General features: G+C 71.9%; 11 protein-coding genes. 3 read left to right on the top strand and 8 right to left on the bottom strand.

Annotated elements, in window-relative coordinates; genetic code table 11:
- Positions 1-138: 138 nt before the first annotated feature.
- Genes A9X01_RS13065 through A9X01_RS13040 form a run of 6 tightly spaced genes read right to left on the bottom strand, consistent with a single transcriptional unit; the run spans position 139 to position 6,161 of the window.
- Complete coding sequence (locus A9X01_RS13065) at positions 139-918, bottom strand: crotonase/enoyl-CoA hydratase family protein (RefSeq protein WP_065121182.1); 780 nt, start codon at positions 916-918, stop codon at positions 139-141.
- Positions 919-976: 58 nt separating this feature from the next.
- Positions 977-2,386 carry a WS/DGAT/MGAT family O-acyltransferase gene (locus A9X01_RS13060; RefSeq protein ID WP_065121181.1) on the bottom strand — a complete coding sequence of 470 codons (1,410 nt, stop codon included), beginning with the start codon at positions 2,384-2,386 and terminating at the stop codon, positions 977-979.
- A gap of 44 nt (positions 2,387-2,430) precedes the next feature.
- Positions 2,431-3,630 (bottom strand): alpha/beta hydrolase, encoded by a 1,200-nt coding sequence (locus tag A9X01_RS13055; RefSeq protein WP_065121180.1) that lies wholly within the window; start codon positions 3,628-3,630, stop codon positions 2,431-2,433.
- A gap of 38 nt (positions 3,631-3,668) precedes the next feature.
- The gene (locus A9X01_RS13050) at positions 3,669-4,253 is read right to left on the bottom strand and encodes a hypothetical protein (RefSeq protein WP_065121179.1); all 585 of its coding nucleotides are present in this window, start codon (positions 4,251-4,253) and stop codon (positions 3,669-3,671) included.
- Position 4,254: 1 nt separating this feature from the next.
- A complete protein-coding gene (locus A9X01_RS13045) occupies positions 4,255-5,502 on the bottom strand; it encodes a molybdopterin-dependent oxidoreductase (RefSeq protein ID WP_065121178.1) in 1,248 nt (415 codons plus the stop codon).
- An 11-nt stretch (positions 5,503-5,513) separates the two neighbouring features.
- Complete coding sequence (locus tag A9X01_RS13040; RefSeq protein ID WP_065121177.1) at positions 5,514-6,161, bottom strand: class I SAM-dependent methyltransferase; 648 nt, start codon at positions 6,159-6,161, stop codon at positions 5,514-5,516.
- A gap of 122 nt (positions 6,162-6,283) precedes the next feature.
- On the opposite strand from A9X01_RS13040, the gene A9X01_RS13035 reads away from it, so the two are divergent.
- Complete coding sequence (locus A9X01_RS13035) at positions 6,284-7,180, top strand: alpha/beta hydrolase (protein ID WP_065121176.1); 897 nt, start codon at positions 6,284-6,286, stop codon at positions 7,178-7,180.
- 15 nt (positions 7,181-7,195) lie between these two features.
- On the opposite strand, the gene A9X01_RS13030 is transcribed toward A9X01_RS13035, so the two are convergent.
- Positions 7,196-8,497 carry an amidohydrolase family protein gene (locus tag A9X01_RS13030; protein ID WP_065121175.1) on the bottom strand — a complete coding sequence of 434 codons (1,302 nt, stop codon included), beginning with the start codon at positions 8,495-8,497 and terminating at the stop codon, positions 7,196-7,198.
- Positions 8,491-9,675, bottom strand: coding sequence for a CoA transferase (locus A9X01_RS13025; RefSeq protein WP_065121183.1), 1,185 nt, complete (start codon positions 9,673-9,675; stop codon positions 8,491-8,493). The genes A9X01_RS13030 and A9X01_RS13025 overlap by 7 nt, the downstream gene beginning before the upstream one ends.
- Positions 9,676-9,876: 201 nt before the next feature.
- Between A9X01_RS13025 and A9X01_RS29875 the strand changes: the two genes are divergently transcribed.
- Both A9X01_RS29875 and A9X01_RS13015 read left to right on the top strand, forming a co-directional pair.
- Positions 9,877-12,489 (top strand): PE family protein, encoded by a 2,613-nt coding sequence (locus tag A9X01_RS29875; protein WP_065121174.1) that lies wholly within the window; start codon positions 9,877-9,879, stop codon positions 12,487-12,489.
- Positions 12,490-12,733: 244 nt separating this feature from the next.
- Positions 12,734-16,032 (top strand): PE family protein (locus A9X01_RS13015; RefSeq protein WP_155772071.1); only part of this gene is annotated, 3,299 nt, incomplete at its 3' end.

Below are 16,032 nucleotides of genomic sequence, written 5' to 3'. Positions count from 1 at the left end.
GTCCCCGCCTCGCCCCCTCGCGCGGGGGGGGGGGGGGGCGCCCCCGCGGCCCCCCCCCCCCCCCCGGCCCCCCCCCCCCCCCCCCCCCCCCCCCCCGGGGGGGGGGGGGGGGGGGGGGGGGGGGGGGGCCCCCGCCAATCAGGTGCCGGTCCAGCGCGGGGGGCGCTTCTCGGCGAACGCGATCGCGCCTTCCTTGGCGTCGTTGGACATGAAGATCGGCGCCAGGATCTCGATCTGCTTGGCGAACCGGTTTTCCAGTGTCCAGCCGCGGGATTCGGTGATGATCCGCTTGGTGGCGGCCACCGCCAGCGGTCCGTTGGCGGTGATCTTCTCGGCGAGCGCGATCGCCGCGTCCAGCGCACCGCCCGGCTCGGCCAGGATGTTGACCAGGCCCAGCTCGTGCGCTCGCTCGGCGGAAATCTGGTCACCGGTCAGGGCCAGCTCCATGGCGATGGCGTACGGAATGCGCTCGGGCAGCCGCAGCAATCCGCCGCCGCCGGCCACCAGTCCGCGCTTGACCTCGGGTATCCCGAAGGCCGAATCCCGCGCCGCCACAATCAAATCCGTAGCGAGCGCCAACTCGGTACCGCCGGCCAGCGCGTAACCCTCGACCGCGGCGATCAGCGGTTTGGCGGGCGGGCGTTCGGTGAAGCCCATGCCGCGGCCCTCTACGACGACGTTCTCGCCGCGGGCGAACGCCTTGAGGTCCATGCCCGCGCAGAACGAGCCGCCGGCGCCGGTCAGGACAGCCACCGAGAGGCCGGCGTCGCCGTCGAGCCGATCCATGGCGTCGGCCAGGCCGCGGCTGACCGCGGCGTTGACCGCGTTCTTTGCCTTGGGGCGGTTGATGGTGATGATCAAGATCCGGTCGCGCTGCTCGACGAGGACCTCGGGTTCGTTGTTAGCTTCGTCGCTCACAGTGCAGATGGTAGCGGTCGGCCCGCGTGACGAACCGGCCGGTCAGTGTAACGGCCCCTCAAGCCGGTGCCATGGCGTCCGCGATGACCGTCAGGTCTTCGGAAATGCCTGCGGCCCTTCGTATCTGCAAGAAGTCGGCGACCATCGCCTCGGTCACCTCGTGCGGGTCTTTGACGGTGGCACCGTCGCTGAGCACCGAGATGTTGAGCTGATCGACATAGCTCCAGACGGTGATGTTCAGGCCGCTGCCCGCGGTCAGCGGGCCGACCGAATAAATCTCGGTGACCAGGGCGCCGCCCACCCGGCCGCGTTCCCGCGGCCCCGGCACGTTCGAGATGTTCAGGTTCAACACCTTGTTCTGCCCGTCCCGGCTGGCCAGGTAACGGAACAGCGCCTCGGTCCCGGACGGCGGCCAGTACGCGGCCCAGCGGCTGATCAGCTCGGGCCCCAGCAGTTGATGGCTCTCCTTGGCCCAGGCCGCGTTGTCGTGCGCGGCCTGCACCCGCTCCAGCGGATCCTCGAGATCGGCCGGAATCGCCACCATCATGCCGCTGAAGTAGTTGCCCGAGATCCGCTCCGGGTCGAAGTTGAAACTCACCGGAACCGACGCCAGCAGCGGAACGGCCTTGCCGTCGTACCGCAACAGCAGGGTCCGCAGCGCGCCGGAGGACATCGCCAGCACCATGTCGTTGATGGTGGCGCCCAGCTTCTTGCCCGTCGCCTTCACGTCGGCGAGCGCCAGCGTGGCCGTGGCGAACCGGCGCTCCGGGGTGAGCATGTGATTCATGAAGGTCGGCGGCGGCGTGAACGGCATGGTCAGCTCGGGGGACAGCTTGCGCGAGCTGCGCCGCACCCGGCCCACGCCCTGAGCGGTGTAGCGGAGCGTCGCCGGTATCCGGCCGATGTGGCGCATGTGGTCCGCGAACGCCGCGCTGACCAGCTCACGCTTGGTGGGCGCGGGGTCGCTGTGGTACGAGCCGCTCTGCGGGGTCGGCATCAAATCCATGCCGTGCGCCATCAGGTTCGCCGACGCCACCCCGTCGGCCAGCGCGTGGTGGATCTTGAGCACGACCGCGATCCGGTCGTTGGCCAGGCCCTCGACGAAATACATCTCCCACAGCGGGTGCGCCCGGTCCAACGGGGTGCTGGCGATCCTGCCGATCGCCTCGTCGAGTTCGCGACGCCCGCCCGGCGGGTCCAGCTGCCAGGGCCGGATGTGGTACTCGAAGTCGACCTCGCAGTTCTCCCGCCACATCGGGTGGTGAAACTTGAACGGGACGTCGATCAGCTGATAGCCGAGCGGGACAAGCTTGTCCATCCGGCCGGCGATCACTTGGCGGAACGCGTCGATGGTGAAGCCACGCCGCTCCGGATCGAGCTCGATGATGGCCACTTTGATGGTGTGCATGTGCACGTTCGGCGTTTCGCTGTACAACAGCACCGCGTCCCAGCCGCTGAGCCGCTTCACCGCAGTCCCCTACCCATACGCGCGACCTTACAATCGGCCGACCGTCAGATGACCTCTTTGGCGAACTGATTTCGGGTGCGATGCACCTGGTTGAGGAACAGGCCCGTGGCGTGGGCCATCGCACCCGCGCGGGGGCCGTCGAGCATGTCGAAGCCGTGCCCGGCGCCCGGCAGCTCCACGTAATTGACCGCCGAGGTCGACACCGCACGCAACCGCTCGACGAAACTGCGCGCCTGGGCGACCGGGATCACGCTGTCTCTGCTGCCGTGAATCACCAGGAACGGCGGCGCATTCCGGTGCACCCGGGCGATCGGCGACGCGTCCCGGAAGATCTCAGGGTGCCGGGCGAAGGAGCGCTGGATGACGACCTTCTCCAGAAACTGGACGAAACGGACGCGTTCGGGGGTGGAGCGGTCCTCGAAGTCGTAGCGACCGTAGATCCCGACAACCGCGTCGACCGAGCTGTCGGCGCCGTCGGGCAGCTTGGCCTGAAACTGCGGGTCGTTGGCGGTCAGACCGGCCAGTGCGGCCAGGTGCCCGCCGGCCGAACAACCCGCCACGGTGACGAAGTCGCGGTCGCCGCCGAATTTGTCGACGTTGGCCCGCGCCCACGCGATGGCAGTCTTGACGTCGGTGATGTGCCGTGGCCAGCGGTTGTGCGGCGAGACCCGGTAGTCGATCGCCAGGCATACCCAACCCTGTTCGGCCAGCCGCGACATCAGCGCCGAGCCCTGCATCTTGCGGCTGCCGTGCACCCAGGCGCCGCCCGGCACGAAGACCATCACCGGCGCCGGTTCGGCGGGCAGGTCCGGGCGACGCCACACGTCCAGGGTCTGGACCGGGTGGTCGCCGTAGTGGACGTTGCGGCGGTACAGGTACTTCTGCTGGCGCAGCGCTTCCCAGAACGGCGGCGTGCGTTCGGCGGCGGGCCACTGCTCGTCGAGTTCGGCGGCCGAGACCATGCCCCGCAGGGCCGCGATGGACACGTCGTTGGTGCTCTCGCGGTCGCGGCGGCGCATCTCGCCGTTGCCGGGGGTGAACCAGCTCCTCGCCGACGCGGACATCAGTTCCGGTGCGAACCGCATGCCCCACACGCTCATCGCGGCGACGGTGCCCAGCGGCTCGAGGCTTTTGCCCACCACTGGCAGCGACGCTCCCGCCTTGCTCATTGCCAGCAGGTAATCAGAGGGACGGGCGCGAAGCAGTCGCTTGACGCAGGAATGGGACTGTCCAGTCGCCGACATGGAGGGGAGCGTACCCCTACCAGCAGGTAATAACACCCTTAATCTTGCGGTTCTGCTCCGGTATCGGTGAGAGCCGCGTCGGAGGGTTTGCTGCCGACTGCTTCGAGGCTGGCTGCCAAGGATTTCTCGGTTAGCAGCTCGGGCCGACGACCCGCCCGGAACACGCGGGCGACGTACCAGATCGCACTGGCGGTGAACATGGCCGCGACCAATATCAGCCAGCGTCCCAGAAACAATTGCTGGGTTTGGCCGGTCGCCGCCCGGTACGTCGCCGCGCCCTGCTCGATGATGCCCGGCAGGAAGACCAGCAGCGTCAGCCCCGCTCCCAGCGCCGGGATCCGTATGTAGTTGTGTGCCGGTATGTTTGCGGGCTGCCGGGGCACGCTTCGGCCGATCACGGCGTCGGCCAGCGCATAGATCGGGTAGAGCAGCAGGTCGTGGCCGATCACGGCCGCGGCGAACCACACGATGATGGACTGCCACCAGGTGTGCGGATTCCACAACGCGGCGGGCGTGATGGTCAACAGCACGTAACCCGCCAGCGCAAACCCGGCCACCAGGGTGAGCAAATGTAGCGGGTATGAGCCGTAGTACTTGGTGAAAACCCTTGTCACGCCTCGCATTTCAGCCCGCCACAAAGTCGATGGATGCGACCCATTTGGTGTTGTGCACGCCGGGTAGCGCCGGGACGATGATCCGGGCCGGATAGCCGTGGTCCGGCGACAGGTCGGCGTCGTTGACCCGCAGCGCGAGCAACGCATCCGGATCGAGAACCTGATTGGCCTGCAGCTTGGCTTGCCCGAAGGCGCCGCCCCGCTCCAGCGACCGCACGTGCGCCGACGCCGGGGACGGCACTCCGGCCAGCCGGGCCAGGTCGGCCAGCCGTACCCCGCTCCACGTCTGTACCGTCGACCAGCCTTCCACGCACGCGATCGGCAGCCGCGCGGTGTGCTGCGGCAAGGCGGCCAGCGCGGCGCGGTCCAGCACCACCGGCGCGGCGCCGCCACGCAACGTCAAACGCCAGCTAGAACCCACCCGGTCGGGCGTGATGCCGGCGACGGCAGCCGTCCGGTTGACCGGAAAATCGTGGTTGCCCGGCCCGGGCCGGCCCCGCGGTAGCAACAGGGCCAGGCTGCGCGCCGGGCCGCCGAGGGTCTGCCCGGCCGTCAGCACGGCCAGCAGCAGCACGCCGGAACCGACCAGGCCCAGTGCGCCGCGCCGGCTCACGGTCGGCGGCGCCGGGTCGACGGACACCAGTCCGCTGTCATCGGGCGGCTCGGGTCGCGTTTCGGATACTTTGGTGCGCAACACTTTCCGCATCGACATCGCTCGCAGCCCGGTGACCATGCGGGGGATTTTCAGGCTGATGTGCGTCAGGAAGCCGGCGATGAAGACCCAGGCACCGAAGTAATGCGCGTCGTAGAAGCTGAACCCGAAGATGTAGTCGTACTGGATGTTGAGCACGCCGGTGACGATCTCGAAGAGCACCCCGCCGACGAGCATCAGCAGCGAAACCCGTTCCAGCAGTTGGGCGATCGAGCGCGCCGGTGGCCACTCGAACAGTTTCGGGATCACCGACCACAGCTTGGCCAGCACCACCGGGATGATCACCAGCCCCAGCCCCACGTGCAATCCCTGCGTCAGCCGGTACAGCCACGACGGCGAGGTGGGCCAGGTGAACAGCGGCAGCCGCAACCACCCGACGTCGGCCGGTATGGCCTGACCGAGTTGCGGCGAGTAGGCGATGTAGGACAGCAGGCCGGTGATGATGACGACGGGCAGGCTCACCAGCAACACCAGGCCGAACACCGATGTCAGCCACGGACCGCGCAGTGGGCTGGTGAACAGGGCGAGCGGGGCCGGGACTCTCATCTTCACCTTCCTCAGCTGACGGCCAGAGTCACCACGACTCGGTCACCGATCCACCGGACTCCAGTGGGGGTGAGACCGGCCTGCGCGGCAAGCGTCGCGGCACTGTCGACGCCGACCGCGGCCCAGCGGAACCACGGCCCCACCTCACCTCCGGACTCGAGCCGGACCCGACGACCCTGGACGCCGATGGCCCGAGCGTCGAATTCGACGACGCATCGTCCGCCGCGGCGCAAGAGTTCGGCGGCCCGGAGCAGAATACGAAGCGGATCGCCGCCGAGTCCGACGTTGCCGTCGACCAGCAACACCGTCTGCCAATGACCGGTGCCGGGCAGCGGTTCGAACACGTCAGCCCACAGGGCCGGAGCACCGCCGCGGCCGGCGAGCCGAATCGCCGCCGCGGAGCGGTCCACGCCCAACGCGGGTATTCCTCTGCGCACCAGCTGGGCCACCAATCGCGCTGGACCGCAACCCAATTCGATGGTCGGACCGCTGCACAGCCGCGCCACCGCCTCGTCGAACGCGTGGTTCGTCTCGTTTGCGGCGCCCGCCTCACGTCGGCCCAACCACCGCTCGGCAGGCAGCGGCCACAACTCGCCGTCGTCATGCCTGATCCAACATCTTTCGCCGCCAAGTGCGCGTTCGTACAGATGCCCCAGCATTCCACGCCCTTCGTGCTCGAGCACGCCGGCGACTACTCGGCGTGCTAGGCCCAACCCAACACTTACCGCTGAACATTCGGAGCCGAGGCAAGAACGGATTGATCTCCGTAGATACTGATTCGATGGCCGCCACTGCGAACGACGAAGTCCATCCCGATCTGCGCCGGCTGGCGCGCATCGCACCGCGGCGACTGGTGAGCCCGCGGACACTGCGGTTGATGCGGGCGTTGATGCCGCTGAACAACGGGCGCACGCCGCGCGGGGTAGAGGTGCTGACCCTCGGGTCGGGCGTGGGCGTGCGCCTCTACCGCCCCACCGGCGTCACCGAACCGGGTCCGGCCCTGCTGTGGATTCACGGCGGCGGCTACGTGATCGGCAGCGCCAAGCAGGACGACCAGCTGTGTCTGCGGTACTGCCGGGCGCTGGGCATCACCGTCGCGTCGGTGGACTACCGGCTGGCGCCCGAGCACCCGTATCCCGCGCCGCTGGAAGACTGCTATTCGGCGCTGGTCTGGCTGGCCGGACTGCCCGCGGTCGACCCCGCGCGGGTCGTCATCGGCGGCGCGAGCGCCGGGGGCGGTCTTGCCGCGGCGCTGGCGCTGCTGGCCCGGGACCGGGATGAGATCGCACCGTTCTTCCAGCTGCTGGTGTACCCGATGCTCGACGACCGCAGCGCGTCGGCGCCGGCCGATGCCCGTCACCGGTTGTGGGACCCGCGGGCCAACCATTTCGGCTGGACGGCGTATCTCGGCGATGCGGATCCGTCGACCGCGGTGCCGGGGCGGCGCGAGGATCTCAGCGGTCTGGCGCCGGCCTGGATCGGGGTCGGTACCCATGACCTGTTCCATGACGAGGACCTCGCCTACGCCGAGCGGCTGCGCGCGGCCGGGGTGCCGTGCGAGGTGCAAACGGTGCCCGGCGCGTTCCACGGCTTCGACCTGGTGCTGCCGAAAGTGCCTGTTTCGCAACAGTTTTTCCGCCAGCAGTGCGATGTGCTGCGGACGGCACTGACAGGCTGACACTCGTATCAGCGCTCACATCGCGAAGTAGACCAGCTCACCCCTGATCACGGTGGCGGCCACCAGGGCCGCATCCAGCTCGGCCAGCGCCACCGCCGGCGGTTCGGACAGCACGCACAGGTCCCCCGGCTCGCCGATCTCGACGGTGCGCGGCCGGTCCGGGCGATCCGGCCAACCGAGGAACATCGTCAAAGCCGCGGTGGGCGTGACACATTCGGCACCGTTGAGAACAACGCCGCTGGGCGTGGTCCGGGACACCGCGGCCCGCATCGCCGCCCACGGATCGCCGTGGCCGAACGGCATGTCGGTGGACAGCGCGACCGAGACCCCGGCCCGGCGCAGCGAGGCGACCCGCCAGAGCTGGTCGATCTCGCCGGCCGGTACATCGGCCAGGTACTGATCACCGCGTTCGGCAACGAAATTCGGCTGGGTGACAACGGTGACGCCCAGCTCGGCCAGGTCCGCCAGATTGTCTTCGGGCACCACGGCCGCGTGCTCGATCCGGTCCAGTGGGTGACTGCCGGTGTCCTGCAGCGCCGCGATCGTGACCACCAGCTGGGCCGCCGTCACGCAGTGCACGGCGACGGGCTGGCCGAGGCGGTGACGATCGCGTATCCATTCGGTCAGGGCGTCCAGATCCAGGCGATCGTCGTGCAGGATCTTCTTACCCGGGGCGAGCAACCGCACGCCGGGACGGAACTCCCGGCTGCGATGCGCCATCATCAGCGAGACCAGATCGTTGGCGTCGAGGTCCGGGGTGGCGTCGGTGACCCCGGTGACGCCCGTCGCGGTGATCCGCCGGCTCAGTTCAGCCAGGTCACTTTCCCGGCGCTGCAACGCATCCGACCACGGGTCGGCGCTACGCAACCGGCCGTCGGGATGGCCGGGCAGCCCGACCCGGCCAAGTGCCGCGGAGTTGAGCACCCACAGCGCGCCGCTGCGATGCTGGACCCGCACCGGAATGTGCGCCAGCACGGCGTCCAGAGTCGCCCGGTTCAACTCCCCGGCTACCGATTCGTGGTAGCCGACGGCGCGGATCCATCCGTCCGGCCCTGGCACGGCATGCGAAAGGGCATGGGTGAGCTGGTCTTTGGTGCGGACGGTCGGTGGACCGACGGAGAGCGAATCGAGCGCCTGGGCCGCCGACCGCAAGTGGACGTGGTGGTCGTGCAGCCCGGGCAACACCGCCGCGCCGCCCGCGTCCAGCACCGCCTCGCCGCGCCGCGGGGTCAGCCGTTGACCCACCTCTTCGATCCGGGCGCCGACGCGGATGTCGGCAGCCGTCCCGTCCAGCAGGGTGGCCCGGTGGATCAGCATGGGAGACAGCGATTTTCGTTGACAAGGTGGCGGATTGTGGCGTTGTCCGCGCCGAGGGCGGCCGCGGTGGCCGGCACTGATGGCGCCGGCGGCGGCGGTGCGGGCAACTCGGTGGTCGACGAGTGCAGCGGCAGCTTCGCGTAAGTCGCGGCGACGGCCGCCATCGAGATCTCGATCAGCTCGCCACCGCCCCGGCCCAGAGAATCGATGACGGCCCGGTGGGCCTCCAGCCCGGACAACGGGTCCGCGATGGCGTCCCCGCAGAACACGGGACCCTCGGCCGTTCCGACCAGCCCCCCGGCCACCGCCGCGTCGTCGCCGAAAGCGGGCCGCCGCGAGCGTGACCCGTGCCCGGTGATCCGCACCCAGATCCGGCCGTCCCGCGGTGCGATGTCATCCCGGCCAAGGGCCCGGCGGGCCAGCGCCTCGGGCCGCGATCCTTCGATCACCACGTCGGCGACCGCCAGCAGCGCTCGCAGCTCGTCGGCCTGTGTGTCGAAGTCCAGGCAGTAGGACAGCTTCCCGCCGTTGATCCAGTCGAAGAAGCCGGGGTGGCCGGCCCTGGTGCCGTCCGGGCGGGCGGGACTCTCGACTTTGATCACGGTGGCACCGGCCCGGGCCAGCAGCTGCCCACACAGGGGTCCGGCCCACATCGAGGACAGGTCGGCCACCAGCAGGCCGCGGGGTCCGCGGGGGGACACCCGGGGCGCAACCTGCCGGATATCCGGGGGCGCGGCGGCCGCTTCGCCCAGGGCGGCCGCGGGGATGTCGAGCAATCCCGCGCGGCCGATGACGTCCGCGACCGCACACGTCGCCACCCAGCGCTGCATTGCCGGCCAGGGGTCGTCCCCCACTTCAGCCAAACTCAACAATGCGGGAACCGCCGCGATGTCGTCCGGACGGGACAGGGTGATCGCGCACCAGCCATCGCGTGCCGCCAGTAATCGGGACGCGCCGCCCGCCGACATCCGGCCGCGGCGCGTCAAACCCAGCAGCGCGGCCCGACCACTGAGCAACGTGGCCGCGTCCGGAGCCAGGCCGTCGGCCCGTTCCAGCACGTGCGCCCGCGAGAAGTCGGGCGGCCCGTCGGGCAGACCGGTCAGGTAGGCCAGCCCGCTGCGGCCCCACTCGCCCGCCCACCGCGCATCCACTCCACCATGGTGCGCGCGGTCCGACAGGGGATGCGCCGGGGGCAACCGGACCCACAGTGTGACGCGAACCACAAAACAAAACTATCTGGATGCTTTTTGCGAAGTCGCCTGTAATCCAGTATGTCCTCGCGGAATTTGGGTTATCGTTCGTATCGGCTCAGCCAAAACGCATGACCGGGGGAACTAAAGACGGCTCTCGGGTCGTGACAGGAGTAGACGGGTTCCCCGATGTCGTACCTCATCGCAGCACCGGACGTGCTTCACGCAGCGGCTTCAAATCTCGCCGGGATCGGTTCGGCGATCGAATCGGCCAATGCCTCGGCCGCCGCCAACACCACCCGCGTGCTGGTGGCCGCCCAAGACGAGGTCTCCGCCGCTATCGCGGCCGTGTTCGGCAGCCATGGTGAGGCCTATCAGGCCATCAGCGCACAGGCCGCGGCGTTTCACCAGCAGTTCCTGCAGACGCTGTCGGCGGGCGCGGCCTCTTACGCCGCCGCCGAGACGGCGAACGCCTCCCCGCTGCAGTCGCTGGTCGACCTGATCAACGCGCCGACCGAAACCCTGTTCGGACGCCCGCTGATCGGTGACGGCGCCAACGGTATTGACGGCACCGGGAGTCCCGGCCAGCCCGGCGGCTACCTATGGGGTAACGGCGGCCGCGGTGGGTCCGGCGCGCCGGGACAGGCCGGCGGTGCCGGAGGGTCGGCCGGCCTGATCGGTAGTGGCGGCGCCGGGGGTGTCGGCGGCTCGTCGAACGGCGCCGGAGGAACCGGCGGAGCCGGTGGCAGCGGCGGCTGGCTCTGGGGTAACGGGGGAGCTGGCGGGGCAGGCGGCTTAGGCGGCAGCGGCGCCGGTGGCCTCGGTGGCGCCGGCGGTTCGGCGTATCTACTGGGCAGCGGCGGCGTCGGCGGAGCCGGCGGCTCAAGCATGTTCGCCAACGGCGGCGACGGCGCATCAGGCGGTTCCGCCGGGCTGCTCTTCGGCAATGGCGGGTCCGGTGGCGCGGGTGGCAGCACCAGCTTCAGCGGCAGCGGCGGGGCCGGCGGCGCCGGCGCCAACGCGGGATTGTTCGGCAACGCCGGTTTCGGCGGCGCGGGCGGTAATGCGGCCGGGGTGGGGGCAGCCGGCGCCGGCGGCGACGGCGGCAACGCGATCCTCGGCATCGCCGGGGCGGGCGGTGCCGGCGGTGATGCCGCAGGCAGCGGGGTCGGCGGTGGCGGCGGTATCGGCGGCAATGCCTACCTGGTGGGCCTGGGTGGCGATGGGGGGGCCGGCGGCAACAGCGTGGGCGCCGACGCCGGTGCCGGTGGAGCCGGCGGGGCGGCCTGGTTGCTCGGGTGGGGCGGTAACGGCGCCACCGGCGGCAGCAGCCTGGCCGGTTACGGCGGCGCGGGCGGATCGGGTGCCAGCGGCGGATTACTGCTCGGCAGTGGCGGGCACGGCGGAAGCGGCGGCGCCAACCTGGGCGGCAGCGGCGCGGGCGGGGCAGGCGGCGCCGGCGGGCACGCCTGGTTGCTTGGCGAAGGCGGTTCGGGCGGAGCCGGCGGCAGCAGCCAGACCGGCGTCGGCGGCGCAGGCGGGTCCGGTGCCGGCGGCGGAATCCTGTTGGGCAACGCCGGTTCCGGTGGAAACGGCGGCAGCACCAGCCTGTTGAACGGGGCGCCGGGCAACGGTGGCACGGCCGGTAACGCCGGCCTGATCGGCCGGGGAGGCCACGGCGGCGCCGGCGGCAACAGCACCAACGCGGCCGGCGGCGTCGGCGGCAACGGGGCCAACGGCGGCAACGGCGGATTCCTGCTCGGCAGCGGCGGGGACGGCGGGACCGCGGGTGTCAGCGCTTCGGGCAGCGACGGTATCGGCGGTGGCGGTGGCAACGCCACGCTGTTCGGCAACGGCGGTGACGGCGGAAATGGCGTCATCGGCGGCACGGCCGGCCGGGCCGGCCTGCTGATCGGCCAGGGCGGCGACGGCGGCACCGGCCGCAACGGTGCCAACGGCGGCCTGTTGTTCGGCAACGGCGGCGCAGGTGGCGACGGCGGCGTCGAACTCGCTGGCGACGGCGGCAGCGGCGGAAGGGCATGGCTGTTCGGTAACGGCGGTCAGGGCGGCGCCGGCAGCAGTGGCGTGGCCGGCGTCGCCAACGGGAACGGCTTCAATGGCGGCGGTGGCGGCAGCGCCGGTCTGGTGTTCGGCTTCGGTGGCCATGGCGGAGCCGGCGGCACAGGTCTGTCCGGCACGTTGTTGACGCCCGCCGGCACTGGCGGCGCCGGCGGCAGCGGTGGCAACGCCTGGCTGCTCGGCACCGGCGGTTTCGGCGGCGACGGCGGCCAGGGCGGACACGCTGGCACCAGCCTGTCTGGAGGGGCGGGGGGCCAGGGTGGTAACGCCGGTGCGAGCGGTTTCCTGGCCGGCAACGGCGCGGGTGGCGGCAACGGCGGAATCGGTGGCAGCGGTGGGCCGTTGGCCCTCGGCGGCGTAGGCGGTAACGGCGGCAGTGGCGCTACCACGCTGTTGATCGGCAATGGCGGTTACGGCGGAGCCGGTGGTGCCGGCGGCGCCGGAACGAACCCGCTCGGCGCCGGTGCGGCCGGCGGGCATGGCGGTGTGAACGGCAATGCAGGCCTGATCTACGGCAACGGTGGCGCCGGCGGGGCCGGTGGTGCCGGCGGGGCCAACACGGCCAACGTCGGCGGCTCGGGCGGAGGCGGCGGCAACGGAGGCAACTCCACCTTCATCGGTATCGGCGGATCTGGCGGTCCCGGCGGTACGGGCGGTCTGGGCAATTCCACCGGAACCCCCGGATCCGGCGGCAACCCCGGCCGAGACGGGCTGATCCCCTAGCGAACGCAGACAGCGGCGGGTGCCGGGGCCGGCCCGCCCCGGCCGTTCTACCTGCGACCCAAAGCCGACATGTGGCGTTCGCCACAGTTCCGCAACTTTTAGAATGTTTTTTCAGTTATTAGATGGAAACGGGTCTGCGGACGGCCAAATTAGGTTATCTTCGTATTAGCTTCGCTAGACAACATGACCGGGGGAATCGGCACACGGCTCTTGGGTCGTGTCCGAGTTAATGGACGGATTCCCCATGTCGTACTTGATCGCTGCACCGGACGCGCTCGCAGCAGCTGCGTCACAATTGGCCGGAATCGGTTCGACCCTCGAATCGGCCAACGCGGCCGCGGCGGCCCGCACCACCAGCCTGTTGGCCGCAGCTCAAGACGAGGTGTCCACCGCGATAGCGGCCCTGTTCGGCACCCACGGCCACGCATACCAGGCTGTCAGTGCGCAGGCCGCCGCGTTCCAAGCCGAGTTCCTGCAATCGCTCACAGCCGGGTCCAGCCAGTATGCCGCCGCCGAGGCGTCGAACCTGCTGTCCCTGCAGGGACTCGAGGACGCCATCTTCGGCGCCATCAACGCACCTACCTATGCACTGCTCGGACGCCCGCTGATCGGCGATGGCGCCAACGGCGCAACGCCGGGCGCGGCCGGCGGGGCAGGCGGTTTGCTGATCGGTAACGGCGGCGCCGGAGCGGCGGGCGCGACCGGGCAGGCCGGCGGCGCCGGCGGTAACGCCGGCCTGATCGGCAATGGCGGCGTCGGCGGCGCCGGTGGGGCCTCGACAACCGGCAATGGCGGCGCCGGCGGGGCCGGCGGCAGCGGCGGCTGGTTATACGGCAGCGGGGGCGCAGGCGGCGTCGGCGGAGCGAACCTGAACAGCTTCGGATTCGGCGGCGCGGGCGGCGCCGGAGGCCGGGCGTGGCTCATCGGTGCCGGCGGCATCGGCGGTGCGGGTGGCGCCGGCGCAAACGGCGGCTGGGGTGCGACGGGTGGCAGCGGCGGGTGGTTGTACGGCGATGGCGCGGCGGGCGGTGCCGGCGGAGCCAACACCAGCGCCAGCGGCACCGCCGGGACCGGGGGCGCCGGCGGAAACGCCTGGCTGCTCAGTTCAGGTGGGGCCGGCGGTGCCGGCGGCACCGGCCCGTCGATCGACGGGCAGGGCGGATTCGGTGGCCACGGGGGTCACGGCGGCCTGCTCGCGGGCGCCGGTGGGGCCGGCGGCGCGGGCGGTGCCGGCGGCATCGGTGGCACCGGAGGCCTCGGCGGGGACGCCGGGTGGCTGTCCGGGGCTTCCGGCGGTGCCGGGGGCACCGGCGGACTCGGCAGCATCGGCACCGGTGGACTAGGTGGGGCCGGCGGTACCGGCGGTCTGTACGGCACCGGCGGGGCCGGTGGTACCGGCGGGACCGGCGCCACCCAGGGTGGCGGCGGCGGATTGGGCGGCAACGCCGGGTTCCTGCTGGGTATGGGCGGCACCGGCGGTAGCGGCGGCAGCAGCGGGGCGGGCTTCAACGGTGGTGACGGCGGCGCTGGCGGGACCGGCGGCTGGTTGTACGGCAACGGCGGTGTCGGCGGCAACGGTGGCAACGGGGGCGCCGGGGTCACCGGCGTCTCCGGCGGTCACGGCGGCAACGGTGGGGCCGGCGGCCGAGGCGGTCTGCTGTTCAGCGACGGTGGGAACGGCGGTAACGGGGGCATCGGCGGCCGGGGCGGTACCGGCCTGCAGGGCACCAACGGTGCGGACGGCACCTATCCGAGCGGCAACGGCGGCGACGGCGGCGACGGCGGCGCGGGCGCGACCGGCGGCAACGGGGGTAACGGTGGCGCGGCCGGTCGGGGTGGCCTGCTGTTCGGCGAAAACGGAATCGTCGGGCGCGGCGGCGCGGGCGGCGACGGCGGCACCGGGGGGTTGGCCGGCAACGGCGGTAACGGCGCGGCGGGCAATGCGAGCAGCCCGCACGGCGGCAACGGCGGCAACGGCGGCAACTTCAACGGCGTCGGCGGTACCGGCGGCAGCGGCGGCTCGGGCTCGGTCATGGGCGCCCACGGCAAGACCGGCGCGACCATCACAAGCGCGGGCGGCAACGGCGGAAACGGCGGCGCGGGTTATGACGCTTCGCTGGGCAACATCGCTGGGGCCAGCGGCGGCACCGGCGGAAACGGTGGCCACGGCGGCAACTACGGCAACGGCGGCACCGGCGGTGCGGGCGGCAACGGTGCGGCCGGCACTGCCGGCACCAACGGCCTGCTAGCCGGCGACAGTGGCGGCAACGGCACGGCCGGTGGCGCGGGCGGCGCCGGCGGCACGGGCGGTAATGGCGGCTCCATCAGCGGCAATGCCGGAGCCGGTGGGAGCGGTGGCCGCGGCGGCGCGGGCGGCGCCGGGGGTAGCGGTATGGACGGCCGGTCTGGCGCGGACCTCGGTGCCGGACAGTCCGGCACGACCGGCGGTAATGGTGGTGACGGCGGCACCGGCGGCGCTGGCGGGGCCGGCGGCAAAGCCGGTGCGGTGCTGGGCAAGGGTTCGACGGCCGCAAGTGGGGCGGGCGGCGCCGGTGGGGATGGCGGCGCGGCCGGCACCCCGGGTGACGGCGGCAGCGGCGCCAACGGCGATGCCACCCACCTCGACGGCGGCAGCGGCGGCGCCGGCGGTAACGCCGGTGTCGCCGGTTCCGGTGGCAACGGCGGTGCAAACGGCAGCGGTGTGGGCGCCGGCAAGGACGGCACCGCCGGGCTCGGCGTGGACGGTGGCGACGGCGGCGCAGGCGGCAACGGCGCGGCAGGCCAGAACGGTGAGAACGGCGTGGGCACGGGGGCCAGCGGCAGCAACGGTGTGGCCGGGGGCAAGGGCGGCGACGGCGGCGCCGGCGGCGCAGCCGGCGGCGTGGGCACCCACGGCGGTACTGGTGGAGCTGGCGGCCAGGGCGGCGACGGCGGCCACGGCGGCAGCGGTGTCAATGGCGGCAACGGAACAGTCACCAGTGGCACCGGCGGATCGGGCAGCACTGGCGGCAACGCGGGAGCCGGCGGCGGCGGCGGCGACGGCGGCAAGGGTGGTGCCGCCGGTTCGGCCGGCACCCACGGCGGCGCGGCGGGGACTGCCGGTGACGGTGGAGCCGCCGGAAAGGGCGGCAACGCAGGCCAGGCGGGTGCCGGTGGTACCGGCGCGGCCGGGGCAAACGGTACGGCCGACGCCAACAAAGGCGCGGGTTACGCGGGCGGTGACGGCGGGGACGGCGGCCAGGGCGGTAACGGCGGTGCCGGCGGTAAGGGCGGCGCCGCGGGAACCGGAACCGGCGGCCACGACGGCGCCAACGGAGCCGGTGGGGCCGCCAGCGACGGTGGTGCCGGTGGTGCGGCCGGCGCTGGTGGCGCCGGCGTCGATGGCGGCGGCGGCGTGGCCGGCGTCAACTCCGGCGCCGGAGTGGCCGGCGGTGACGGCGGCGCCGGCGGTAAGGGCGGCGCCGGTGGCGCCGGGGGCACCGGCGGTACGGCTCTGGCCGGAGCTACCGCGGGTGGCGACGGTGCGGGCGGCGTCGGCGGCCA

Source organism: Mycobacterium asiaticum (assembly GCF_001668675.1).
Lineage (GTDB): Bacteria > Actinomycetota > Actinomycetes > Mycobacteriales > Mycobacteriaceae > Mycobacterium > Mycobacterium asiaticum_D.
This window is presented reverse-complemented; position numbering and strand designations above follow the sequence as displayed.

Coding starts and splice junctions, on each gene's coding strand:
- A9X01_RS13055 (WP_065121180.1), bottom strand. CDS start 3,630: ATGTCGGCGACTGGACAGTCCCATTCCTGCGTCAAGCGACTGCTTCGC.
- A9X01_RS13050 (WP_065121179.1), bottom strand. CDS start 4,253: ATGCGAGGCGTGACAAGGGTTTTCACCAAGTACTACGGCTCATACCCG.
- A9X01_RS13045 (WP_065121178.1), bottom strand. CDS start 5,502: ATGAGAGTCCCGGCCCCGCTCGCCCTGTTCACCAGCCCACTGCGCGGT.
- A9X01_RS13040 (WP_065121177.1), bottom strand. CDS start 6,161: ATGCTGGGGCATCTGTACGAACGCGCACTTGGCGGCGAAAGATGTTGG.
- A9X01_RS13035 (WP_065121176.1), top strand. CDS start 6,284: ATGGCCGCCACTGCGAACGACGAAGTCCATCCCGATCTGCGCCGGCTG.
- A9X01_RS13030 (WP_065121175.1), bottom strand. CDS start 8,497: ATGCTGATCCACCGGGCCACCCTGCTGGACGGGACGGCTGCCGACATC.
- A9X01_RS29875 (WP_065121174.1), top strand. CDS start 9,877: ATGTCGTACCTCATCGCAGCACCGGACGTGCTTCACGCAGCGGCTTCA.